Origin of the sequence: Sideroxydans sp. CL21 (assembly GCF_902459525.1) — a bacterium.
Taxonomy (GTDB): domain Bacteria; phylum Pseudomonadota; class Gammaproteobacteria; order Burkholderiales; family Gallionellaceae; genus Sideroxyarcus.
Genome location: NZ_LR699166.1, coordinates 3625932 through 3649228, shown reverse-complemented (window position 1 = coordinate 3649228; position 23297 = coordinate 3625932). Strand labels below are relative to the sequence as shown.

The 23297-nt window shown below is 51.8% G+C and carries 25 protein-coding genes; 18 read left to right on the top strand and 7 right to left on the bottom strand.

The window, feature by feature from the left end; all coding sequences use genetic code 11:
• Positions 1 to 181 precede the first annotated feature (181 nt).
• The 4 genes from QOY30_RS17460 to QOY30_RS17445 form a co-directional block, all read right to left on the bottom strand.
• On the bottom strand, positions 182 to 637 hold the full coding sequence (locus QOY30_RS17460) for a PTS sugar transporter subunit IIA (protein ID WP_283745891.1): 456 nt from the start codon (positions 635 to 637) through the stop codon (positions 182 to 184).
• A gap of 20 nt (positions 638 to 657) precedes the next feature.
• The gene (locus QOY30_RS17455) at positions 658 to 855 is read right to left on the bottom strand and encodes a hypothetical protein (RefSeq protein WP_283745890.1); all 198 of its coding nucleotides are present in this window, start codon (positions 853 to 855) and stop codon (positions 658 to 660) included.
• Between the two features lie 300 nt (positions 856 to 1155).
• Positions 1156 to 3243: a TonB-dependent receptor gene (locus QOY30_RS17450; RefSeq protein ID WP_283745889.1), complete on the bottom strand. Its 2088-nt coding sequence runs from the start codon at positions 3241 to 3243 to the stop codon at positions 1156 to 1158.
• A 728-nt stretch (positions 3244 to 3971) separates the two neighbouring features.
• Positions 3972 to 4805, bottom strand: a complete 834-nt coding sequence (locus QOY30_RS17445) for a hypothetical protein (protein WP_283744755.1) — start codon at positions 4803 to 4805, stop codon at positions 3972 to 3974.
• Between the two features lie 486 nt (positions 4806 to 5291).
• Here QOY30_RS17445 and QOY30_RS17440 point away from each other — a divergent pair, with 486 nt between their 5' ends.
• From QOY30_RS17440 to QOY30_RS17415, 6 genes are all read left to right on the top strand, one after another.
• Complete coding sequence (locus tag QOY30_RS17440) at positions 5292 to 5612, top strand: hypothetical protein (protein WP_283745888.1); 321 nt, start codon at positions 5292 to 5294, stop codon at positions 5610 to 5612.
• Positions 5613 to 5675: 63 nt separating this feature from the next.
• Positions 5676 to 8078, top strand: coding sequence for a TonB-dependent receptor (locus tag QOY30_RS17435; protein WP_283745887.1), 2403 nt, complete (start codon positions 5676 to 5678; stop codon positions 8076 to 8078).
• A 54-nt stretch (positions 8079 to 8132) separates the two neighbouring features.
• Positions 8133 to 8777 carry a MotA/TolQ/ExbB proton channel family protein gene (locus QOY30_RS17430; protein WP_283744758.1) on the top strand — a complete coding sequence of 215 codons (645 nt, stop codon included), beginning with the start codon at positions 8133 to 8135 and terminating at the stop codon, positions 8775 to 8777.
• Complete coding sequence (locus QOY30_RS17425; RefSeq protein ID WP_283745886.1) at positions 8774 to 9178, top strand: ExbD/TolR family protein; 405 nt, start codon at positions 8774 to 8776, stop codon at positions 9176 to 9178. Before QOY30_RS17430 ends, QOY30_RS17425 begins: the two co-directional genes overlap by 4 nt.
• A complete protein-coding gene (locus QOY30_RS17420; RefSeq protein ID WP_283745885.1) occupies positions 9168 to 9824 on the top strand; it encodes an energy transducer TonB in 657 nt (218 codons plus the stop codon). Before QOY30_RS17425 ends, QOY30_RS17420 begins: the two co-directional genes overlap by 11 nt.
• A 170-nt stretch (positions 9825 to 9994) precedes the next feature.
• The gene (locus tag QOY30_RS17415) at positions 9995 to 11155 is read left to right on the top strand and encodes an IS30 family transposase (RefSeq protein WP_283745884.1); all 1161 of its coding nucleotides are present in this window, start codon (positions 9995 to 9997) and stop codon (positions 11153 to 11155) included.
• Between the two features lie 482 nt (positions 11156 to 11637).
• On the opposite strand, the gene QOY30_RS17410 is transcribed toward QOY30_RS17415, so the two are convergent.
• The 3 genes from QOY30_RS17410 to QOY30_RS17400 all read right to left on the bottom strand — a co-directional run bounded on the left by QOY30_RS17410 (position 11638) and on the right by QOY30_RS17400 (position 13744).
• On the bottom strand, positions 11638 to 11892 hold the full coding sequence (locus QOY30_RS17410; RefSeq protein WP_283745883.1) for an ArsR family transcriptional regulator: 255 nt from the start codon (positions 11890 to 11892) through the stop codon (positions 11638 to 11640).
• A gap of 46 nt (positions 11893 to 11938) precedes the next feature.
• Positions 11939 to 12220: an HU family DNA-binding protein gene (locus QOY30_RS17405; RefSeq protein ID WP_283745882.1), complete on the bottom strand. Its 282-nt coding sequence runs from the start codon at positions 12218 to 12220 to the stop codon at positions 11939 to 11941.
• 408 nt (positions 12221 to 12628) lie between these two features.
• The gene (locus QOY30_RS17400) at positions 12629 to 13744 is read right to left on the bottom strand and encodes an IS110 family RNA-guided transposase (protein ID WP_283745881.1); all 1116 of its coding nucleotides are present in this window, start codon (positions 13742 to 13744) and stop codon (positions 12629 to 12631) included.
• A 481-nt stretch (positions 13745 to 14225) separates the two neighbouring features.
• Here QOY30_RS17400 and QOY30_RS17395 point away from each other — a divergent pair, with 481 nt between their 5' ends.
• The 12 genes from QOY30_RS17395 (at position 14226) to istB (ending at position 23202) form a co-directional block, all read left to right on the top strand.
• On the top strand, positions 14226 to 15554 hold the full coding sequence (locus QOY30_RS17395; protein WP_283745880.1) for an AAA family ATPase: 1329 nt from the start codon (positions 14226 to 14228) through the stop codon (positions 15552 to 15554).
• A 14-nt stretch (positions 15555 to 15568) separates the two neighbouring features.
• Positions 15569 to 16321, top strand: coding sequence for a metallophosphoesterase (locus QOY30_RS17390; RefSeq protein WP_283745879.1), 753 nt, complete (start codon positions 15569 to 15571; stop codon positions 16319 to 16321).
• Positions 16322 to 16333: 12 nt separating this feature from the next.
• The gene (locus tag QOY30_RS17385; RefSeq protein WP_283745878.1) at positions 16334 to 16828 is read left to right on the top strand and encodes an HAD domain-containing protein; all 495 of its coding nucleotides are present in this window, start codon (positions 16334 to 16336) and stop codon (positions 16826 to 16828) included.
• Positions 16829 to 16905: 77 nt separating this feature from the next.
• Complete coding sequence (locus tag QOY30_RS17380; RefSeq protein WP_283745877.1) at positions 16906 to 17454, top strand: 3'-5' exoribonuclease; 549 nt, start codon at positions 16906 to 16908, stop codon at positions 17452 to 17454.
• Positions 17455 to 17529: 75 nt separating this feature from the next.
• The gene (locus tag QOY30_RS17375; protein ID WP_283745876.1) at positions 17530 to 17940 is read left to right on the top strand and encodes a hypothetical protein; all 411 of its coding nucleotides are present in this window, start codon (positions 17530 to 17532) and stop codon (positions 17938 to 17940) included.
• Positions 17937 to 18569 carry a metallophosphoesterase family protein gene (locus tag QOY30_RS17370; RefSeq protein ID WP_283742987.1) on the top strand — a complete coding sequence of 211 codons (633 nt, stop codon included), beginning with the start codon at positions 17937 to 17939 and terminating at the stop codon, positions 18567 to 18569. Before QOY30_RS17375 ends, QOY30_RS17370 begins: the two co-directional genes overlap by 4 nt.
• A 3-nt stretch (positions 18570 to 18572) precedes the next feature.
• A complete protein-coding gene (locus QOY30_RS17365) occupies positions 18573 to 19007 on the top strand; it encodes a hypothetical protein (RefSeq protein WP_283745875.1) in 435 nt (144 codons plus the stop codon).
• 10 nt (positions 19008 to 19017) lie between these two features.
• Positions 19018 to 19428: a hypothetical protein gene (locus QOY30_RS17360; protein ID WP_283745874.1), complete on the top strand. Its 411-nt coding sequence runs from the start codon at positions 19018 to 19020 to the stop codon at positions 19426 to 19428.
• Positions 19429 to 19656: 228 nt separating this feature from the next.
• Positions 19657 to 20157 (top strand): HAD domain-containing protein, encoded by a 501-nt coding sequence (locus QOY30_RS17355; protein ID WP_283745873.1) that lies wholly within the window; start codon positions 19657 to 19659, stop codon positions 20155 to 20157.
• A 1-nt stretch (position 20158) separates the two neighbouring features.
• Positions 20159 to 20668 carry a 3'-5' exonuclease family protein gene (locus tag QOY30_RS17350; protein WP_283745872.1) on the top strand — a complete coding sequence of 170 codons (510 nt, stop codon included), beginning with the start codon at positions 20159 to 20161 and terminating at the stop codon, positions 20666 to 20668.
• Between the two features lie 213 nt (positions 20669 to 20881).
• A complete protein-coding gene (gene istA / locus QOY30_RS17345) occupies positions 20882 to 22402 on the top strand; it encodes an IS21 family transposase (RefSeq protein ID WP_283742935.1) in 1521 nt (506 codons plus the stop codon).
• 11 nt (positions 22403 to 22413) lie between these two features.
• Positions 22414 to 23202 carry an IS21-like element helper ATPase IstB gene (istB, locus tag QOY30_RS17340; protein ID WP_283742936.1) on the top strand — a complete coding sequence of 263 codons (789 nt, stop codon included), beginning with the start codon at positions 22414 to 22416 and terminating at the stop codon, positions 23200 to 23202.
• The last annotated feature ends 95 nt before the right edge of the window (positions 23203 to 23297 follow it).

Below are 23297 nucleotides of genomic sequence, written 5' to 3'. Positions count from 1 at the left end.
ATGTACTGTAAAACTTTGCTCTTAAATTGAAGTAGGTCCTTTTTGGTGGAGGATGTTGGTCGCTATTGCAGATGTGCCAGGTAACAATGTAGCTACTTCAAATGAGTCATTGTTTGCGACGATGCTAATATAAAAGTCTGGCGCCTTGCTTTTGATGCATGAATTAATACGCCAGCGCTATTCACCAAGCAAATGACTCGATCATTGATTTGACCTCAATCGCATGTTGACACGAATGCAGGTTCTCACGAAACTTACTATCAGCGAATATCTGGGTAGTTTCGGCCAGAATTTGAAGATGTTCTTCAGTAGCTTGTTTGGGGACCAGTATGACGATGATGTCGGATACGGGTTTCCCATCTGGAGCATCGAAAGGAATCGGGGTTTTGAGTCGCAAATAGGCAATATGTATTTGGGAAAGACCTTCGATTCTGGCGTGGGGGATGGCAACCCCCTCTCCCAAACCAGTCGATCCAAGTTGTTCCCTACGGGAAAGACCTGCAATCAGCCACTCATGTGACATGCCATGCTCCCTCTCCATATGTCGACCAATATCATTAAAAAGCTGGGTCTTGTTGGCCACATCGACATCGAGAAGAATGTCTTCGGGCCAAAGGTATTTTGAAATGTGGCTCAATATTTTCTCCGTGGGATCAATCAAATCAAATTATCGTCAGAGTTGATACCTACCCGATCTGCTTTCTCTGTCAGGCTTCTTTTTGCGAAAGTTCTATTCGAGCCATGCGGTTTGGATTCGTTGAACATCCAAGAAGTCACGTGCGCCAATCCGACAATGCCTAAAAAAGCCATCAAGAAGACCACCAGCTTGATAAATATTTCTGCAGGATCATTCATGACATTTCTCCTTCCTATAATGCTACTCGACATAATCGAGCCCTTTATAAGAATAGGGAAAGCCGCATAAAGATTTTCTAAAACATAGGGGGGCGGGCGTAAATATTTCGTAAAGCAGGTAGAGGTCTGAACGTCTGAAGTCGGGTAGCCATGCGCGGTTACCCGACAAGTATAGTCATACAAGTTACCCGATCGCGGGCACTGCAGAACCGTCAATCGAGTTCGTTATCACTACAATTAGTAGTAAGCCCATCTAACTTCTCTGCCTAAATCGAAATATATTCGAATAGGCATTCAATATCAGAACTTGATCCCCAAAGTCACCCGCAATTGACGCGGCTCTCCCGGATGCACCGTGATCCCGCTCGGCACCACTGGACTCGTCGGTGATACCCGGTAATCCTGCTGATAGGCGATATCGTAATACTGGCGGTTGAACAGATTGAGTGCGTCCAGCGAGACTGCCATGCGCGAAGATATCTCGCGCCGCACCCGCACATTGGTCACGATTGCCGAGGGTGCGCTCAGGCTGCCGTCCTGGGAAAGGGGATATTGACCGATATACCGGGTTTCAATCCCCGCCAGCCAGGCACCTTCATCGCGGATCGCGGCCCTGAGCAGCGCAACCTTGCCCACCGCATTGGGGATCAGGTCCCCGGTTGCGCCGTTGTCGTTCATGTTTGCATAGCGCGCATGCGTCCAGGCCAGATCCGCATCGACCAGCAGCCAGCGATTGGCATTCCAGTGATTGTTCCACTCCACCCCGGTGCGCTTGCTTGCGCCGTTCGGTGTCGTGCTGCCGATCGCAGAGTCGGCCGCATAGACGATCTCCGAATCGCTATCCAGACTCCAGAACGCAACCGAACTTTGTATACCCTTGATCATTTCCGTGCGCACCCCGATTTCCTTGCCTGTACTGCCAACCAGAGCCGGCACCGCAGTCGCGGGCACGCCGGTAGTCGGGTCAACCCTGTCGATCACGCCACGCGCATCGTTGCTATGAAATCCCTTGCCAGCATTGAGGAACAATTCCGTCCGCTGCCAGGGGCCAAAGATCGCCGAGAACTTGGGCGAAGGACGGGTGCCCCCGGCTGAGCCCGAATTCTGCGGTTGCACATACGAAGTCATGTCCATGGAAACGGTATCTTCGCGAAATCCAACCAGGGTGCGTATCCAGCTGGCCCAATAGGTCGTGTTTTGCAGATACAGGCCGGTCAGGGTCTCTCCAACCCGGTTGTTGCTTACTGCTGCAAAAGGTATGCGCGCCTGCGTGTTCTGCAGGCTGACGTTTATGTTGTCGTGGCGCAACTGCAGGCCCAGCTCTGTAAACGAATCGTGTTCCAGCAGACCATGGTTCCATCCCCTGACCGCCTGCCCGCCAACGATGTTCCGGTCTTCCGCCTGTTCGAACTGGTCGCCGGTCGCCGGACGCAATTCGAAGAAAGTGAAGTTCGACCAAAGCTGCAGATGGTAATGTTCGATGAAAGTGGACAACTTCGTATACCCCGCGGAATCGCTGCTGCGCCATTCCCCGGAAACGATATCCCGGCTGGAATTTCCGCCGTCGGTGGGATCCAATGCCGAAAAGCGTCCCAGCTGCCCCGAAGCGATCAACTCCAGCGGCACCTGGTCTGTCGAATTCCACTTCGCATCGTAATGGATCGCATCGAGCGACCATCCGTTTGTGGCACCGCCATCGCTGAGACGCAACAGAGCATTGGTCTTGTGCAGATCCTCGTTGACCGCCCACGGACCGTTGTTGCTCATGAGCTCCACTGCGCCGAGCAGGGTCGGGCCGGTTTTGTTGAGTGAAGATGTATTCTGGGAATACTGACCTTGTGGCGCCAACACCGTCGACCCCGCCATAAGCACGCGCCGGTAGCCATAGGCTCCGAGAGTCATGTCCGCAAAATTGTGATCAAGACTGTTCCGGTATTTGATGTCTGCGGAACCGGCTGACGAAAAATCGCTGTTGTCGGCGAAATACGGGCCTTTGCGGTAATCGATGCGTTCCACCAGCTCCGGGATCAGGAAATTCACGTCGGAATAGCCCTGACCATGGGCATTGGTGGGCATGTTCGTCGGCACACCGTCCACGTTGGTGGCGAAATCGGAGCCATGGTCCAGGTTATATCCGCGCAAAAAATACTGATTGGCCTTGCCGTCGCCGGAGTGCTGGGTGACCACCATACCGGGCACGGTCTCCAGCACCTCGCCCGGCCTGAGCAGAGGGATGTCCTGCAATAACTTACCGCGGACGACCCCTTGGGAAGCTGCATCGGAGGTTCCGACTGCATTGTCGTAATGCCCGGTGACCGTCACCTCGGGCAATGTGTTTATCGTTTCAGAATTGGATAACGACTGCTCGTTATCTGACTGCGCATTCACTGCTGTATCAGCCAATGCTACGTTGACATGCAAGCCAGCTGTAAAAATAGTCGCTATTACTGCAACCGAAATTAATTGATATGCTTTAAATTTCATGGACACATTAATGCAAATACCATCACGATTTAGTTTGGCGAATTACAACTATCGAATTAATTAGCAATTCCAGGATGTAAGAAGTTTCCTACATTCCTCTTACAAGAACTGTGCCAGAAGCAAAAAAGCTTACGTCATGACCGAACGTTATGATGGAATATCCAGTAACCTGCTAAATATCAATAGTTAATTTAAGTGCAACGAAGTTTGCTAGTCCATGTCGCCATGACGAAAAAGTAAAAATGGCTCTAATTTAAAGAACATTCAGTGGAAAAGAACTAACCACTTTAAAGAACATTTCCGATCTGCGATACCAGGCATAAGCCAAGTTTGGTGAGTGTTTGTTTTCAACAAATTTATTTAATCTCTGCGGGTACAATTTCCCCTTTCCTAGAGGCATAGGCTGGCCGAGAGCCAGCAGATTAAAGAGCGCAGAATACCCCGCAGCTTGCTGCGGGGTACTTTATTTGAAATGCAACTGTGGGGAACCGCCATTCGAAGTGCCAGATAAAATAAGTACAATCTTCACTCCGCCGCAAAACCATTCCGGTAGGTGACAACGATGCGGGTGTGTATTTACGATAGTGAGATGATGTCATCTTGAGTGAACTTAAATTCGGTCATTACACTCGTCAGAACATGTAGGTAATGCCTGCATTGCCCAGCCACTGAGGCACCAACTGGTTACCGTTAGAAAATCGGTATGCCGGAATATAAATTGAAGCGTTGGCCTGCAAGTGTCTGGTCAAGTTCACCATCACACCGGGTGCAATGTACAAATTCCTGTAGCCGCTATTCACGTTACCATAAATGGCGTCGCCCCCGCCTTGGTCGCTTCCTCGCCACTGGGCGTTCACCTGCAACATGGGAATCACCTTGGTTGTACCCGTCAATCCGTTATAGGTCACTCCTGCAGTAACATTGAGGCTGTCTCCGGGTTTGTATGACTGGTAGGTGTTCAGCGCGTGCCGATAAGTTCCCTGTGAAAACCAGCCAAACTCCTTGCCGATATATCCCATCTTGTAGCCGCCGAGCAGTAAATCAGTGGTCCCGGTTCCCGGCTCTGTATCGCGATCCAGCAAAGGCGATGCGGTAGTGGTACCCGTCGGCAATTTCAAGCCGAAGGTGAGCCCGCTGGACATGTCTGCATCAAACCCGGTGTACATTCCCATCACGCGGATATCGGAAAGTCTGCGGACATTCGCGTTCTCGATGCCGGGGGTCACGCCTGCAGCCGCATCGGTGACGCCCGGCGTGCCATTGGTGTCGGTGGTAAAGGATCTTTGCCAGAAAGGCACCATGGCCATGATTCCCCAATCCCTGTTGAACATATGCTGCCCGTACAGATTGTAGTATTCGGTTTTTATCTGCTGATCCGGGTTAAGTGCGCCTGCCGCATTGCTTGAGCCGCTGTGGTTCTGGTTCTGATTCATGTATGCGTATTGCAAAGAAACCTGGTCGTTCATGCCGGACACCGGCAAGCCTGGCAGGCCGACATCAAAAATTCCGCATCCGCAAGCGCATGCAAAGACTGGAGCGGGTACGAGCGCAGCTCCAAGGAAAGCCATGGAACGAAATTTGGAGAGCCCAAGCGCTATAGACAGTGCCGAACGAAATATTTTATGTAATGATTTTGTTTTTGCGGTCACGCGAAATTGTTGCATTGTTTGGTCCCCTTTTTATTTATTTGAAAATTGTTGCTGCTGTGCCAATTCTTTGAGGCATAGGCATTATAGGGACGCTTGTGTTGCTAGCCCTGCGACATATTGTCGCAGGGGAATTCTCATTTATCGATGGATAGAAGCTATACGACTCTGAATTGAATGATAACTTTAATGATTGTCAGAAATTCTCCGCATAAAAATTCACAAATTAAAGATATTGGCCTTCTTACTGCTTTTTGAAACTCTTTCTTGCGATTACTTCTTCCCTTTGGTAAGGTGATGGCCGCTATGAGGCTCTCCCGATTCTTTCTTCCAGTATTGTTCGCATTCGCCTTGCTGTCCGCACAACAAGTCGGTGCAGAGCATGCATTGAGCCATGCATTCGAAGAACAGTCGCAGAAAGACAAGCAAGCACCGCATTCTAATACCTGTGAAAAATGTGCCACCTACGCACAGCTTGGTAGCGCCCTCAGTGTTGGCAATTATGATTTCTCCTTGCCACAGGCATCGGATGAAGTTGTACGGCATTACACATCCACCTTCCACCACTTCAACAACCTGGTCGCCGATGCGCGCGGCCCGCCTGCTCACCTCCAATATTTCGCCTAAACGCCAGTCTCTCATCCCTTGCGGATGAGGGACTGCTTCTAGCAATATTTTCGGAGAAACACCATGTTGAAGCGCACCCTATTGTGTGCGGCGCTATCCGCGCCGCTATGTGCCTATGCCGCTAATGAACAGGGGCCAAGTTCTACAGCCGGACAAGCTGAACAAACGACTGAAATCAGTAAATTAAATGCCATCAAGGGACAGCTGCGTAATGCCGTTGGGCAGCCTATAGCCGGGGCAAATATCACGCTCAAATCTGCTACCGGAGAAGTCATAGGGAATACCACCAGCAATGCAGAAGGAGATTTCAGCTTTTCTTCCATTGCACCTGGCTCTTATGTTGTTTTATCGGACAAAGCCGGTTACGAATACAACTCGTCAAATGTCACGCTTCAAGCCGGGGTGGTAAACACCACCATTACGCTGGCAGCATCTCAAGCACCGGAGATCAATATCACGGTAGCAAGGCTGAATGAAGCGCGCAACGGGCTGTCGCCCAAAACCGGCGGGAGTGTCTATCGCTTTGAAGAGAAGGATATCGACACTTTGCCACAGGGAGACAGCACGCCGCTAAACCAGGTTCTCCTGCAAGCGCCCGGCGTGGTCAATGATTCATATGGCCAATTACATGTGCGCGGCGATCACGGCAACATGCAGTATCGCATCAACGGCGTGATTCTCCCCGAAGGCATCAGCGGGTTCGGTCAGGCTCTCGATACGCGCTTTGCGCAGAACATCAATTTGCTCACCGGTGCGCTACCCGCGCAATACGGCTATCGAACGGCGGGAGTCGTTGAGATTGATACCAAGACCAAATTCGACAACGGCGGGCGTGTCGATATGTACGGTGGCAGCTTCAATACCTTCAATCCAAGCGTGGAATATGGAGGCACAAAAGATAACCTGTCCTACTTCGTCAGCGGTTCCTATCTGACAGACAATGTAGGTATCGAGAATCCAACGGCGAGCCGAAATCCGATACATGACACCACCCAACAAAGTAAGGAATTTGGTTTCTTATCCTATTTACTGAATCCGGACACCAAGCTGAGCTTAATGTTCGGAAGCTATGATGGGAAATTTCAGATCCCCAATAATCCAGGTCAAACGCCAGATCCCAACAATCTTGGGATACTCGGGCAGTTACCTGCCGGATATACCCCGAACTCCGGCACACTTAACGATCAACAGCGTGAAGTGAACCGATTTGTCGTTTCATCGGTACAAAGCTCGCTGAATGACAATATTGACTACCAGGTGTCGTTGTTTACGCGTTATTCCAGCACCCATTACATGCCGGACATCTTCGGCAATCTGGCATTCAATGGCGTAGCATCGGACGCGTTTCGCAGCAGTTCCAGCACCGGCATTCAGGCCGATGCCAGCAATCGCCTGAACGAGACACACACGCTACGCATGGGCCTGTTCGGGAGCGATGAAAATATCCAGAGCAATAACACGGCAATGGTATTTCCGGTCAATGCTTCAACAGGTTTGGTTTCCGGGGCACCCTATAACATCGTCGACAACAATCCCAAAAACGGCAATACCTTGGTTGGGGTCTATCTACAGGACGAATGGAAAGCCACCGGGAAGCTGACCATAAACTATGGTGCACGCTTTGACCAGGTCAACGCCTTCGTCAATGAGCATCAACTGAGTCCAAGACTGGGGATGGTGTACAAATTCAGTGATCAGACGACTCTGCATGCCGGATATTCACGCTACTTCACGCCGCCGCCGACCGAACTGGTTTCCACCAGCACGCAGGCTTTGTTTCAGAATACAACCAACGCGGCTCCAGGATTGAACTCTTCGGTAAAGTCGGAACGATCCAATTACTATGATGCGGGTGTCATGCATCAGTTGACCTCAACCACCAGCCTTGGACTCGACAGTTTCTACAAGCAGACCCGAAATACCATAGACGAGGGCCAGTTTGGCCCGGCCTTGATCTTGACTCCGTACAACTATGCGCAAGGCAGAATATACGGGGTTGAGTTGACCGGCAATTACAAGTCCGACAATCTTACCGGCTACACCAATCTGGCTCGCACCGTCAGCCAGGCGAAGGACATCATCTCCAGTCAGTATCTGTTCAATCAGGCCACACTCGATTACGCGGCAAACAACTGGGTAAATGTCGATCATGAGCAAGCATTGACCTTCTCGACCGGCGGTTCCTATCTATTGTCGGGCACGCGCCTGAGCAGTGATGTGATATTCCAGAGCGGTTTGCGCAACGGCTTTGCCAATACGACCAATCTGCCTTCCTATACCGTCGTCAATCTCGGTGCAAGCCGCAAGATCAATCTTGACGCAACAGGCCCGGTGGAAATAAGACTGGTCATCAACAATTTGTTTGACAAGGTCTATGAAATACGCGACGGCTCCGGCATAGGCGTGTTCGCTCCGCAGTACGGACCACGGCTCGGCCTGTTTCTCGGCCTGACCAAGCAGCTCTAATTTTTGCAATCAAGCACGGGTTATGCAGGGCATAACCATATAAAGGAGTCTCTCATGCAGGAAATACAAGAAACACTACAAGCCATCAAATTCGGCGGTGTAATCATCTACCCTTTGTTGGCTTTGGCAGTTTTGGCATTGGTGATCATCATTGACAAGTTCTATCTGCATTGGCGCTATATCAGACTGCCGTCATCGCTGTTCAACCTGATCGAAACATTCGGGTTCACTTGGGAAAAGCTGGATCAGGAACTGTCTGCATTGACGCCTGGAAATTACTACTCAAGGTTTTCCCGTATCATCATAGACAACCGCGACAAGCCGATCTGGTGGCTGGAATCGCGCGCCAGCGATGAAGCGCAACTCATCGAAAAAGGGATGGGGCGCGGATTATGGGTACTGGAAACCATAGTCACAGGTGCGCCCCTGCTGGGGCTGCTGGGAACCATCACCGGCATGATGCATTCATTCAATCTGATTGGCGGCGCTGGCCTCGTCGATCCCACCGGGGTCACCGGAGGCGTGGCACAAGCGCTGATTGCCACCGCTTTCGGTATCTTCATCGCCATCTTCGCCCTGTTCGGCTTCAACTTTCTGTCACGCCGCCAAGTGCAGGTACTTGAAGAAATGGAGCGTCTCGGTACGCGCATGATAGACAATATCCGGCTGAGTCAGCACGAAGGCGGGGCCGAAAAATGAAGATCAGGAAATCTCGCGAATACAAGCGTGGACGGATAGAAATCATCCCGATGATTGACGTGATGTTCTTTCTGTTAGCCACTTTCATGCTGGCTTCGCTGTCCATGCAAAATCTCCATTCGCTGCCGGTCAATCTGCCGCAGGGACATGCTTCACCGATACAGGCAAAAACGCCGGTTACTTTGACCATTCGATCCGATAGCCAGATTTTTTTGGATAAAACACAGGTTACACTGGATAACTTGGCAACCACACTGAAGACGATGCTGCCCAACACGGATGCCAGTATTATTGTCGCTGCGGACAGTAGTGCACCCAATGGCGTCACCGTGCAGGCGATGCTCAAGGCCCGCGAAGCCGGAGCGCAACACTTTCTGATTGCGGTCAAGCATGTCGACTGATGCCTCGACATGGTTGGCGCAGGAGGATGTCGGTTCTCCATGGCACCGACTGTACTGGACACTCCCAATTTCGCTGCTGGCCTGCATAATCGCATCCATCTTGTTTGTTTACTCTATGGTGCATTCGGTTAGCCGCACACCGGAACCGGTACCTGTTGATGCCGAATTGATAGAGCTTCCCGCTTCTGTACTTCTGAAGGCCCCATCCCGTCAGAATGCGCCTGCACCTAAACAAGCTTTGCCGCCAAGACAAATTCAGCAGGCCATTTCACCTGCTCAGCAAGATCAGCCAAGCGTGAACCCTGCACCGACTGCACCACCACCTGCAGCAACTCAGGCAACTTCAGCAACTACCAACAATACTGCCGTGCCGGAAACAAATCGCAGTGCACAGCCATCAGCCCAGCCACTGCCGGTCATCCCGGATGACTTGCGGCAAGATGCGATGAATGAAGCGGCTATGGCACGCTTTCATATAGCCGTCGATGGAAGTGTTACGGTGGAGTTGGTAAAGCCGACTCAAAATCCTCGTCTCAATAGACTGCTTTTGCAGTCACTGAAATCATGGAAATTCATTCCGGCCCTTAGTGATGGAAAGCCAGTTGCTTCTGTAGAAGTTATCGTCGTTCGGGTGCAAGTCAAATAGTCGACAAATTGTTAACCTCATTGCTAGGGTGGCTAGATGTCAAAAACTCTATTGCGTGAGCGTCTGTTATCAGGCAACCTATTTCGACAATCGAAGGGCAGTTGTGGGTTGCGATTTCAACCGGTCGACGCAACACTCTAAAATCTGCGTAAGCAGAAGGAGTGTTGAATATGAAGCGGAGAACTCGGATTTATTATACTGAAAGTCAAAAAGCATTGATGTGGGAACGCTGGAAGAAAGGCGACACGCTTCATCAAATTGCCCAGTTGTTCGATAGACATCATCCTTCAATACAACGTATTTTGGCAGAGACAGGAGGAATACGACCCGTACAACGGAAACGTTCTCAATTGTCACTGACTCTAGCTGAGCGTGAAGAGATATCTCGTGCGGTAACTGCAGGTCAATCAGCTCGCTCGATTGCAGCATCCCTCGGGCGGGCGCCATCGACCATCAGTCGCGAACTCAAGCGCAATGGAGGCCAAGAGGACTATCGTGCGAGTCAGGCTGAACAGGCGGCGTGGGATCGGGCGCATCGTCCCAAACCTTGTAAACTAGTCGAGAACCGAGCATTGGCACACATCGTAGCCGATAAGCTCAAATGGCAGTGGTCACCGGAACAGATTGCCGGATGGCTGAAGCAGACTTACCCAAGCGATGAAAGTTACCAAGTGTCACACGAGACCATCTATCGCAGTCTCTATATCCAGGCTAGAGGCGCATTGAAGAAGGAGCTTCTGGATCATTTGCGGCGTACGCGAGTCATGCGTCGTTCACGTCATCATACTTTGAAGACGGGCGATCACGGCAGGATCACAGATGCCGTATCGATTAGTGAACGTCCTGCCACGGCAGAAGACCGCGCAGTACCAGGTCACTGGGAAGGGGATCTGCTATGCGGCAGCGATAACAGTCAGATTGCAACCCTCGTTGAACGCCAGACACGATATGTAATGCTAGTTAAACTCCCCAGTAAGGATACCGAGACTGTCATCAATGCGCTGATTAAACATGCTCATAAGTTACCGCAGGAACTCTATAAATCGCTGACCTGGGATCGAGGCAGTGAGTTAGCCGATCACAAGCGATTCACGTTGGCAACCGACATCAAAGTCTATTTCTGTGATCCTCAGAATCCTTGGCAACGCGGAACGAATGAGAATACCAATGGATTACTGAGACAGTACTTCCCTAAAGGAACAGACTTGTCGGCACACTCTCAGGCGCAACTCAATGCGGTGGCTCGTAGACTAAATGAACGTCCACGAAAGACGTTAAAATTCGAAACACCGGCTGAACGGTTTAACCAATGTGTTGCATCGACCGGTTGAATCCGCAGTTACTTCCTGCCCTTCGAATGTCAATAAAATGTTGGTCTTGAGCGTCTCTTTCCGGGTGTACAACGGACATACACAACAAAGTAAGACAGGACTCCATCCAAGATAGGGGATGACCCCCTCTCGTCTGTTGGCTGCGTTCATTGCCACGCCCCCGCCGCCAGCTCCCCTTCATCCTAGGTAGGGGGCAAGCAAAAACCAGCCGTTTAAGTTCCCCCTGGGCGCGCTCGTCGGCGCTCCCGTTGATGTTACGGTTTTCCGTATCATACGAACTTTCGTAATCACTCTTTGGCCGCTTTCGGAGGTGAAACGGATATCTTTGCGGCCCAAACGGACACCCTTTTCAGTTAACCGCCGCAGCCAACTTAGCGAATATCGGATAATGCCTTTCCGACGAAATCTGGACTACTACAGATTATGTTCGTCCTTCGTGTTCATGAATATGCATTTACTAAATTGGCTTTGCGGGTTTTAAGTTAGGACAACTTCAATTGAACTTTTGATTTTCTGCCTGGAGCAGCTGGAGGAACAAATCCTGATATGCGACAACGCATCCCTTCGATTTTCTTGCCGTTCTCGAATTTTGTGGACTGGTAAGACATGATTTCGCGATTAGCCGTCATCTCAACCAACTCAACTCGAACCTTGGCCAAGGATATTCCTACGGCTTGAGCGATCTCAGCATCGAGTCGTTCACCATGGGTTTTAAGGTACTGGAGGATTTCATTCATGCTGGTGAAACGGCCGACTTACGCCGGCCATCCTGGATAAATCAGATCACTTACCGCCGTTTACAGCCGCCTTCAGTGTTGCACCAGCCTTAAATGCGGGTACTTTCGCTGCTTTGATCTTGATAGCTTCTCCGGTTGCAGGATTACGACCAGCGCGAGCTGCGCGCTTGCGCACTTCAAAGGTGCCGAAGCCAACCAAGGCAACGTTATCACCTTTCTTCAGTGTGGCAGTAACGATTTCAAGCAGAGCTGCAATGCAGCGATCAGCATCTGCCTTGGTGTTTCCTGTCTTGGTTGCGAGCGCTTCGATCAGTTCTTGACGGTTCATGTGAGAGTCCATTTGTTATTGGTGAAGAGGAGGATTGTTGTTTATATTTAGTCGATGCGCAATAGGGCAGTTTACCCATGGACCATTTGTCGGGACAACCAGCGCACATCCGGCATGCTATTTCTTACCCTCAACTAACCTTCTGATATGTATTGACCCGTCAAGTAATTCAATAATAATTCCTTAAGTCATCTTGCAGTGTGTGGGTAGCAGAACGGACGGCATTCCGACGGTTGATCAGTCTGATATGCGCGGGTTGGTTACCGCATGACAACCGATTCGTCGGGGAGCTGCCTCGCTCTAAATTCGAGGATCATTCCGTTACCGGACGCCTCCTAGCTGGATCGAGGATTCTCCCACCGTTGTCCATTCCGCTACCGACACACTGCATTCTCATGATGATTTCCCTTATGCGTTGGCCGTGGGTTGCGGCAGTGCCTGCCCGATCGCCCAGATGAAGCCTGCCAGTTCTCGTGCAATGGCCGTGCACGCCTGCACCTTCAGCTTGCCGCGGGCCTCGAATAACCGGTAACGTCCGCACAAACGCGTTTGTGCCTTCCATGCAATCTCTTGCACCGCCTCCGAGGTCTGTTCGGCACGTTTCTGCAAGACGGTTGTTTTTCTCGCGGGGTGGCGATAGGTCCAGGCCGCTTCCACCAACACCCGGCGTACATGGCCGTTGCCAGTCTTGGTAATGCCACCGCGCGACTTTGTCCCACCGCTGGAGTGTTCACTGGGCACAACACACAGATACGCCATCAGTTGCGGCGCGCTGGCGAAGCGCCTCAAGTCGCCGATCTCGGCCACGATCGTCGTTGCCGTCAGCAGGTTCACCCCGCGCAAGGCCATCAAACCTTCGATCACCGGCCAGAAGACCGATTCGCCTGCCGCGCTCTCGACCTGCTTGTCGAGCGCATCAATGCGCTTGGTCATCGCCTTGACCGTATCGATATATTCCTGGAACACGATTTGCTGCACCGGATGATCGAATTTCACTCCTTCCATCCAGCGATAGTGCGCCAGCGTCCAGTTGCTCTTGCCGTCATAACGTTTTCCATGCCGCAGCAGGAATGCCAACAACCGCTGCTTGGCTTGCCGCTGCAGATGCTTCATGTCTTCGCGCGCCCGCGTCAGGTCGCGCAACGCTTCCTGCGCTCCATCCGGCACCCAGACCGCCGTCAGCTCTCCCGCCCGGTGCAGCCTTGCCAGCATCAGGCTGTCGCGCCGGTCGGTCTTGACCCGGTCACCCGCTTTCTTCGGGATCAGCGAAGGAGCTACAACTTGGCAGTCCCATCCAAGATCCGTCAGTTGCCGATGGATGCCGTAACCGCAGGGGCCGGCTTCATAACAAAATGATAGATTCTCGCCGCCCTTACGAAGCTGTTTTACGAGCTTGTCCAACGCGTCCTCCGTATTGGCGATCTCCCCAACGTAGCGAACCTCTCCACCATTGGCTTCCGCCACCGATACCGCGATCGTTTCTTTGTGTACATCCAATCCAACGAATTTGCTAAACTCTTTCATGACCTATCCCCTCAATATCGGCTCTGAGCCTGTGGTTTAACCAATCTCAAGCTTAACCCGCGTCGCTTGAGGTGCGGTAGGTCAATACATGATGTCTAACAGTATTTTGTGTAAGTCTCGAACATACACTTAACACATTGATATTGCTTAATTAATATGTTGACAAGCTCAATTGTTTCGGGAATTATTCAATCCTCGGGTAGCGATGCCTGAGATAAAGCATGCAGCAAAAACATTGGCTCATCGGAGCGATCTAGTTGAGTCGATTGTCACCTGCGATTAACCAGAGAAAGAAAGGAGTAGGTCATGAAAAACCAAAATACCAACCACCGTCTCCAGGCAAATGCCAATCTGGTGAATCGCGTCACAACCACTTCAGACGTTATGCCAAGTTATTCGACCTCAAAACGATACTTGGCTGATTAACCAGCCCACACCGGGCTAACCGAATTTATTAAATTGAACAGGGCTTGTGCCCTGTATGAGCGTCATCGCGCGTCTTTATCGCAGCGGTGCCTCATATTTTTCAAAGGAAACTGCTGTGAAAAATTTACAACGGAATGCCCGTGCTCTTGCCATTGAGCAGAGAAAGGCCGCGAGGGAAATTATGGTTGATAAGACGATGTCCGAATACGACCTCGTTCATAACTTTGAAACCAGAATCTTCGTGCCGGCCAGTCTGCTGGGAAAAGATGACGAAATCGACGATGAGAAAGACAGGGTTGATTGCGACAAAAACGGAAAAGCGTCCATTGCCACCAGCAATGAAGGTACGTCCGCCGGCATGGCTTCTGCAGAATCGGTTAGTAAGATCGTGCGCAAACCATTGCGTCCGTTCAAGCGTTGCGTGCGCGTTTTCGAGCCCAGTGAAATCGCACGGGTGAAAAACGTCGGAAAAGCGACGTCAGGCGATACAAAGCGGCGGTTTGAGTCAACGATAAAGATCGCAGAGGAGCATGAAGGCTATCGCAAGCTACCTACGTTCAAAAACATTGGGCGAACACTGACGCGCCTGGAGGGGCAGTTCGGCAACTTTCGGTCCGTGCTCGATCATTTCGCAGAAGAAATGACATTGGCCGGAGCAAGCAAGGCAGAGTATTTCCGTATTTCGCCGGTTCTGTTCGATGGAGATCCCGGTGTCGGTAAAACCGCCTTCGCGCAGACGTTCGCGTCAATGCTTGGACTGCCGTTCTGCAAACTGAGTGCGGGAGGCATGCAGCATGCATCAATACTGACTGGAACAGCATCGCATTGGGCCAACGCGCAGGCAGGTGAAGTGTTCAACCTGATCTCGCATAGCCAATGGGCGAGCGGGGTATTGCTGATCGACGAGGCTGACAAGCTGTCTAATCGACAGGAGTACGCAATCTTGCCAGCGTTGCTGGACTTGTTAGAGCCTGAATCTGCCCGGAAATACAGAGATGAGAGTGTCGGCATGCATTTCGACGCATCGCGTCTGATTGTGCTGATGGCATCGAACAAGATGAATGATATGGATCCAGCACTTCTGTCTAGATGCCGTACGTTCATGATCAAGGCGCCTGGGGTTGAGCAGAGAATATCGATTGCCAAGCGCGTGCATATTGAGCTCAAAAGTAAGGCTCGCAGTAAGCGAATTGATTTGGATTGCTATGCAGTTCGAGAACTGTCTGAGGCAGACATCGACATCCGGGCGTTGATTATGGCGGTACGTAGCGCATTTGCGAGGGCGTTGCGCACTGGCAGCAAGATCTCTGTTCCCGAGAAACCGGAACAAAAGGCAATCCAGAGGGGGATCGGATTCATCAGAACTGAAGCGAAAGCTGATTGATAAGGAATATAGATATGAAACTGCAAATCATGAGTGACCTGCATCTGGAGTTCTCGACGTTCGAGCCAATCGTTGCGGGTGCGGACGTTGTCGTGCTGGCTGGCGACATCGGAAAAGCCGCGAACGGGCTCATATGGGCACGTGGTGCATTCCCGGACAAGGAGATCATCTACGTCCCTGGAAATCACGAGCTCTATGGCACACAGCGCCTAGAAACGTTGGCATTGCTGCGAATCGCGGCTAAGGAATGCGACGTCCATTTTCTGGATGACGATGAGGTCGTGATCGGTGGCATTCGCTTTCTAGGCTCGACGCTATGGACGGATTTCCGCCTGTTTGGCGAGAAAGCCAAGATAGCGGCGATGGTGGCAGGTCAGAATGGCTTGAATGACTTCCGCGTGATTCACGAGGGAGCGCTCGGACACTTCAGTCCGGCGCGTTCAATCGAGCTTCACGAAAAGTCCTTGGCTTGGCTCTCCGGAAAGTTGGACGAGGCGTATGCCGGCGAGACCGTGGTTGTCACGCATCACCTGCCATCTGCCAGGTCAGTCGTGGAAAGATTCAAGCACAATCTGCTTTCGGCGTGCTTTGCGTCCGAGTTGGATCATCTGTTTGGCAAAGCCGTTCTTTGGCTACATGGCCATACCCACGACAACTTGGACTATGAAGTGAATGGCACTCGCGTGATTTGTAATCCTCGCGGGTATGTGACTAGTAGAGGCGTAGAAAACTTCGACTTCAACCCATCACTCGTTGTGGAGATATGAGGAAACCCGGATATGGCAATTCTATTTCTTGATTTCGACGGCGTCCTGCATCCGAACGGAGCTTTCAGGCACAGCAATGGAAGAATCGTGCTGGATGCGGACGGGCACGATCTCTTCGAGCATGCAGAACTGCTGGCCGGGATTCTTGATCCTTATCCTCGCGTCGAGATCGTTCTGTCGACGTCGTGGGTGCCGACGCTGGGCTTTGCAACGGCCAAGGAATGTCTTCCCGACGCTTTGCAGAGGCGTTTGGTTGGTACGACATGGCAAGGTGCGCGAATCAAACTGACTTGGGACAGTATGACCAGGTATCAGCAGATCAATGCATACGTGGCACGCCGTCGGCTGACGAACTGGATCGCAGTCGAAGACGACGATATCGGCTGGCCGGCTGATAAGCGCCGTCATCTTGTTCATACCAACGAATGGAACGGGTTAGGGGACACAAAAGCTCAGCAGATGCTATCTGCCTGGCTTGACAGCCTGAAAGCAGGTTGGCCAGCGTGAACCGGGAGATTTGAAACACGCTGCGGAGCAAAATTATCAGCATACAAGAATCGGGTTAGCTCGGTCGGGAATTGAAGATGAAAAAGGAAAGATCAATCAACGTGTTTTTTGATACGGAGTTCACAGATCTGCATCCGCTGAAGGAGCCGAAGCTGATCAGTATCGGCTTGGCGTCCGATGACGGTCGTGAGTTCTACGCGGAGCTGACTGATACGTACCAGGTCGTCGACTGCTCTGACTTCGTGATTACGAACGTCTTGCCGCTGCTGGAATGGAAACGCGGAGATCACTCAGCCAGCATGCTTGAGGCTCAATGCGCATCAAAGCTACAAGAGTTTATTGAGAGTTTGGGCAAGGGCGAGGTTGTGTTGCGCAGTGATGCTCCCGGCTATGACTGGCCGTTGGTTGCTGACATGTTTAATTTTTACGGATGCTGGCCAAAGAACCTGCGCCAAAAATGCGGAGTGATCGGATTTGATAATCCGAACGCGTGGCACCGGTTCAACGCAGGTCTTTATGAATACTGGAAAGCGTATGCAGTCGAGCAACATCATGCCTTGGTGGATGCGCGCAGTCTACGTTTTGCATGGAAGTATGCGATCAAGAGAGGTGGTCGGAATGTTTGATGATGTGACGAATTTGATTGATGCAAAGAAGCATTTGAAGCCTGCAACTAGGGGGCCTATTGCCACGGGGTGGGAATGACTATCAAACACGTAATTTTTACATCTCAGCAAAGCGCCTGCGAGCGCGCGGCATGGAGCAATTGGTCTGTGATTAGCATCACTGACATAAACTTTGCCGACGCACCCCTGCAACATGGCTGGCAGGATGTTCTGCGCCTAAAGTTCGACGACATTTCTGAGATAAATCACGATGGCTACGTTCGGATGGGTGAATTACAGGCTCGCGCAGTCATCGAGTTTGTGCAACGGATGAATGAAGACAAGCGATGCGAAGGCATCCTGGTTCACTGTTGGGCCGGCGTGAGCAGATCGGCTGCGGTGGCGAAGTGGATCTCGGAACGGTATAGGTTGTCATTTCCGAAAGATTACGCATATGCCAATCAGCACGTGTACATGCTGTTGCGGGAGGAGAGTTTGTTGATATGAGCAGATTTTTTACGAGTGACCAGCACTTTGGACATGCCAACATTTTGAAGTATGAGGCCGAGAATCGGGTGAATGAGCACGGTCGCACGTTCAAGAACGTTGACTTGATGGACGATTTCCTTGTTGATCAATGGAACAGCGTCGTCAAGGAAAATGACGAGGTCTTTTGTATTGGTGACATGTGCATGAAGATGATGCTTTTGCGCGAGATCCTGCCATTTTTGAATGGCCGGAAGATTCTGATCGTGGGCAACCATGATCCGTTCTTCAAACGTGCAGTGAACGGCAGGATAGAAGAGGCGCGCGCCATCGCTATTGAAGTTGGCTTCAGCGATCTGCATGCAGAACTCGAACTGACAGTTCCAGGCATTGGTCTTGTTCGGTTGAATCACTTTCCTTATGCGCCTCCGAATCTTGGAGATCTGCAGGAATTTGAGAAGCGGTATCTGGAGCATCGACCAAAAGCTAAAGGCGAGAGCTTACTGATTCACGGCCACGTTCACTCTGAATGGCAAGACGCCAAATATCGAGGCATGCCGCCGATGGTCAATGTCGGCGTTGATCTGTGGAGTTTGAAGCCGGTCTCAGAAGCCGAGATCGTCGCCAAATTCGAATCGTTGAAAGGATAGGACATGAACGGACTTGCCAAAGCTTTCAAGACAGCAGTGCCGGAGTCTATCGATAGCATCATCACTCTTCATCGTGAAAATGCATCGCTTAGCGTGCTGGATGACGCTCATATCGCATTTATTCCGAATGTTGCTATGGATCGCCAGATGTCTGTCAAAGGGATGATTGAGGGTTGGTACGTTGTTAGATTGGACATACCGTCCAAGTTGTTTATTGCTGACATTATGTTTGGTTATAAGAATGGTCGGGTATTTCGTACGTCGCCTGTAGTGGCAATCAGCCCGGAGGCAGGTCTGGTTGTCACCAGAAACAGCTTGTACAAGCTCGGCACAAAGGGCGATGGCGAGCCTGACCTGGATCTGCGATTGCATGTGTGCCACTTCCTGCACTCGATCAACCTGGGCGAGTTCTTCGGCGTGTTGCATGTGTTTTATTGATTTGGGGTGAATGATGGCACTGGAACAGGTGATCTTTATGAGCAGGAAAGACGCCGAAAACTCGGTGAATCCGCGCTGGGCGGTGATCTCGATCTCTGGTCTTGATCCTGCTCGGCTACGTGAAGGTTGGCAGTCGGTGTTGCGGCTGGAGTTCGACGATATCGATCCAGATCCAAAGGCATTATTAGCTGATGATCCGTACATCCTGTTCGGTCATGACCATGCGAAGCAGATCATCGAGTTTGCGCATAAGTGCAACGAGTCCGGAGTGGTCGGCATTGTTGTGCACTGTCACGCCGGCATCAGCCGGAGCGCTGCAGTGTCTAAATGGATCGCCGAGAGGTTCGGCCTCGACTTTCCGGCGGACTATATGTTGTACAACAAACATGTTTACGAGACCTTGTGCAGAGCCAGTTTGTAAGGGGGGGGCGTAAGTAAGATTTTGAGATGCGCATGACTCAGAAAGTTGTTGCCTGGTCCTTTGCTTTAGCAGTCGTCTCAATGAGACACACTCAGCTGGTCTGACAACCGGCAAAAAGTAGTTCGCTCGGTTACAGGCTCAAATTCTACCGATAAATAGCGATCCGACATGGTGCAAGTCCGAACCGGCGTGGCGTTCGAAAAGAGTGTGTCTCACTGAGATTATTGAATGTGGAACCTGAATATGACAATTCTATTTCTTGATTTCGACGGTGTTCTGCACCCGAACGAGGCTTACAGGCACAGCAAGAGAAGAATTGTGCTGCATGCGGACGGACACAATCTATTCGAGCATGCAGAACAACTGGCCGGGATTCTTGCCCCACATCCTCGCGTCAAGATCGTTCTGTCGACGTCATGGGTGCCGACGTTGAGCTTTGTGAAAGCGAAGGGGTACCTTCCAGCCGCATTGCGGACGCGAATATTTGGCTCGACTTGGCATAGTGCAATGGACAAGCAGTGGTGGAACAGCTTGTCCAGGTATCAAGAGATTAATGCCTACGTGAAGCGACATCGACTCAGCGATTGGATCGCTGTCGACGATGACGACATTGGTTGGCCGGAGGAGCAACGTCATCATCTCGTGCATACCGACGAGTGGGGAGGCTTGGGGGATAGGGCTCCACAAGAAAAACTCTCAAAATGGCTTGAAAGCCTGAAAGAAGACTGAAATGGCAATCGGAGTATTTTTTGATACAGAGTTCACGACACTAGACGTGAAAGGTTATCTGGCGTTGATCAGCATTGGTCTGGTAGCTGAAGACGGGCGCGAGTTTTACGCTGAGCTCAGCGATACGTGGAACTCGAACATGTGTTCTTCATTCGTCATCGATATCGTGCTGCCACTATTGGAGGGAGGCAAGTATCGTCTGACCGAGGAGCAGACGGTGATCCGCCTGAAGGAATGGATTGAAGCATTAGGTGGCGATGAGGTGGTGCTAAGGAGTGACGCACCTATATACGACTGGCCGTGGGTAGCTAAGATGTTCAATTTCTATGGTTGCTGGCCAGTGAATCTACGCCGCAAGTGCGGGATGATCTATTTCAGGACTCAACGTCACCAGAATCGATATGACGCTGGCCTGACTGAGTATTGGAATGAATATCGCGCAAGGCGGCATCATGCATTGGTAGATGCAAGAAGCCTGAGGTACGCTTGGAAGTTTGCGATCAGGCTGTGAACTTTCGGCGTTAGGGAGCCATTTCATTTCCGGCATTAAGGAGCCAGTAGATTGTCGGCATAAAGGCGCCACTTTATTTCCGGCGTAATGGCGCCACAGGATTTCCGGCGTTAAGGCGCCACTTTGAACCCTGATCAGGGGCTCGAACTTTCATTAAGCAACTAGACTTCCGGCATTTTGCCGGGAGAGGTTGTGACTAAACGGAGGTTCGAGATGTATCAGTACCGAAATGTTTTGGTGCGCATGCGCCAAGGCGATTCTGATCGGGATATTGCCCGGTCCAAAACGATGGGACGCAAAAAACTCGCACAGGTTCGCGAGATCGCCAGCGAACGTGGCTGGCTTGCCCCCGAGTTTCCTTTGCCCGATGACGGAGTGCTGTCCACGCTGTTTGAGCGCAGGGAGGCATTGCCTGTCAGCTGTATTTCAACGCTGGAACCCTGGCGTGATCAGATCACCAAGTGGCATGCGGCCGGTATTCAGGGCACCACCATCCACGCCACGCTGGTGCGCAATCACGGTTTTACCGGCAGTTATTCCTCGATGTATCGCTTTCTGGGGCAACTCGTTTCCCTGCAGCAGCCGGATGTTCCGCTACGCCTGACGTTCAAGCCTGGCGAAGCGGTTCAGGTTGATTTCGGTGCTGGTCCGCTCATCACCGATGTGTACACCGGCGAGATCTTCAAGACCTGGTTCTTCGTGATGACCTTGTGCTGGTCGCGTCACCAGTATGCCGAGTTTGTCCGCGACCAGACCGTGGCGACATGGCTGGGCTGCCATCGGCGTGCGTTTGAGTCGTTCTCGGGCGTACCCTCACGCGTCATCATCGACAATGCCAAGTGCGCCATCACCAAAGCCTGCGTCTATGAGCCGGATGTGCAACGGGCGTATGCCGAATGTGCGGAAGGATATGCGTTCAAAATCGATCCTTGTCCTCCACGGGATCCACAAAAAAAAGGAATCGTTGAGGCAGGCGTCAAATATATCAAGGGCAGTTTCCTGCCGCTGCGCGAATTCCGCGATCTGGATGACGCCAACCGCCAGTTGCAGGCGTGGGTGATGAACGAGGCGGGCAACCGCATTCACGGCACGACCCGCGAAGCCCCTCTCAAACGCTTCGCCGAGGTGGAGAAAAGCCTGCTCAATGCTTTGCCCAGCGTTCCACCTGAGTTGGCCAGCTGGGCCAAGGTCAAAGTCCACCGTGACGCGCACGTCCAATACGAGACCAACCACTATTCGGTGCCGTTCCGGCTGATCGGATGCGACCTGTGGTTGAAGGCGACCGGCACCATGGTGACGCTGTACCGCGAACACGAAGCGGTTGCCAGCCATGTGCGACTGACGGGGAAAGGGCTGCGCGACACCGTGACCGACCATATGCCGCCCGAAGCGCAGGCGTGGCAAATGCAGGACACACAGTGGTGTTTGAAATCGGCCTTGCAGATTGGTCCGGCCTGCCATGCCATGGTGCATGCCATGTTCGGCGACCATGTCTTGATCAAGATGCGTGCTGTACAGGGCGTGCTGCGGCTCAAACAGAAATACGGCGCAGCCAGATTGGAAGCGGCCTGCCAGCGCGCCAACCATTACGGCACGCCGGGCTACAAGGTGGTCAAGATCATTCTTGAGAAGGGACTGGATCAGCTCGCGCCGCTGGCAGCCTTCGACGCACTGGCCACCACATACACCCAAGGCGGCCGATTCTGCCGCGATACCCAAACCATTCTTCAATGAGGACTACCATCATGCATCCAATTCCCGAACTGACACCCCTGCTCAAACAACTGCGCCTGTCCGGCATTCTGGACTCACTCGAGGCCCGCAACCGCGAAGCCATCGACCGCAAGCTGGCCTACACCGATTTCCTCAGCTTGCTGATTCATGACGAAGTCGCCCGGCGGGAGCAAAAGAAACTGGATATGCGACTACGACGTGCAAGCTTCCGTAACCAAAAAACACTGGAAGGATTCGATTTCGACCGACTTCCCAATCTGAACCGCTCGGCAGTCCATGATCTGGCGACTTGCCGTTTCATTGAAGAGAAAGTCGCCGTATTGATTGTGGGTCCGTGCGGCACCGGCAAAAGTCACCTGGCGCAGTCGCTGGGTCATGCGGCTGCACGCCAGGGCTATGACGTGCTGTTCATCACGCAAACCCAGCTCCTGAGCAGCTTGCGCGCAGCTCAGGCGACTGGCAATTATGCGCGGCGATTTAAATCCCTGGTCAAAGTGCCCCTGCTGATCATTGACGATTTCGGACTCAAACCCTTGCGTTCGCCTGAAGATGAAGACTTCCATGACTTGATCGCCGAACGCTACGAGCGTGCCGCCACCATTCTGACCAGCAATCTCGACTTTGATGAATGGGGTGAAGCATTCGCCGCAAATAAAATGATCGGCGCAGCGACGCTGGACCGATTGCGCCACGGTGCGTATCGCGTGGTGCTGGATGGAGAGAGTTACCGCGACCCGAAGCCAATGCCGGAAAGGTCAAAAACGCCGACAGGGAAAGGAGGCAAACCTACTCAAGCCTGAAACAGCTACACCAGCAGCAAAACAGAGTGAAAATGCGATTGCAAAAACAGCTCATTTCACGCATTCTTTACCCCCAGTTTGAGCCCCTGATTTGG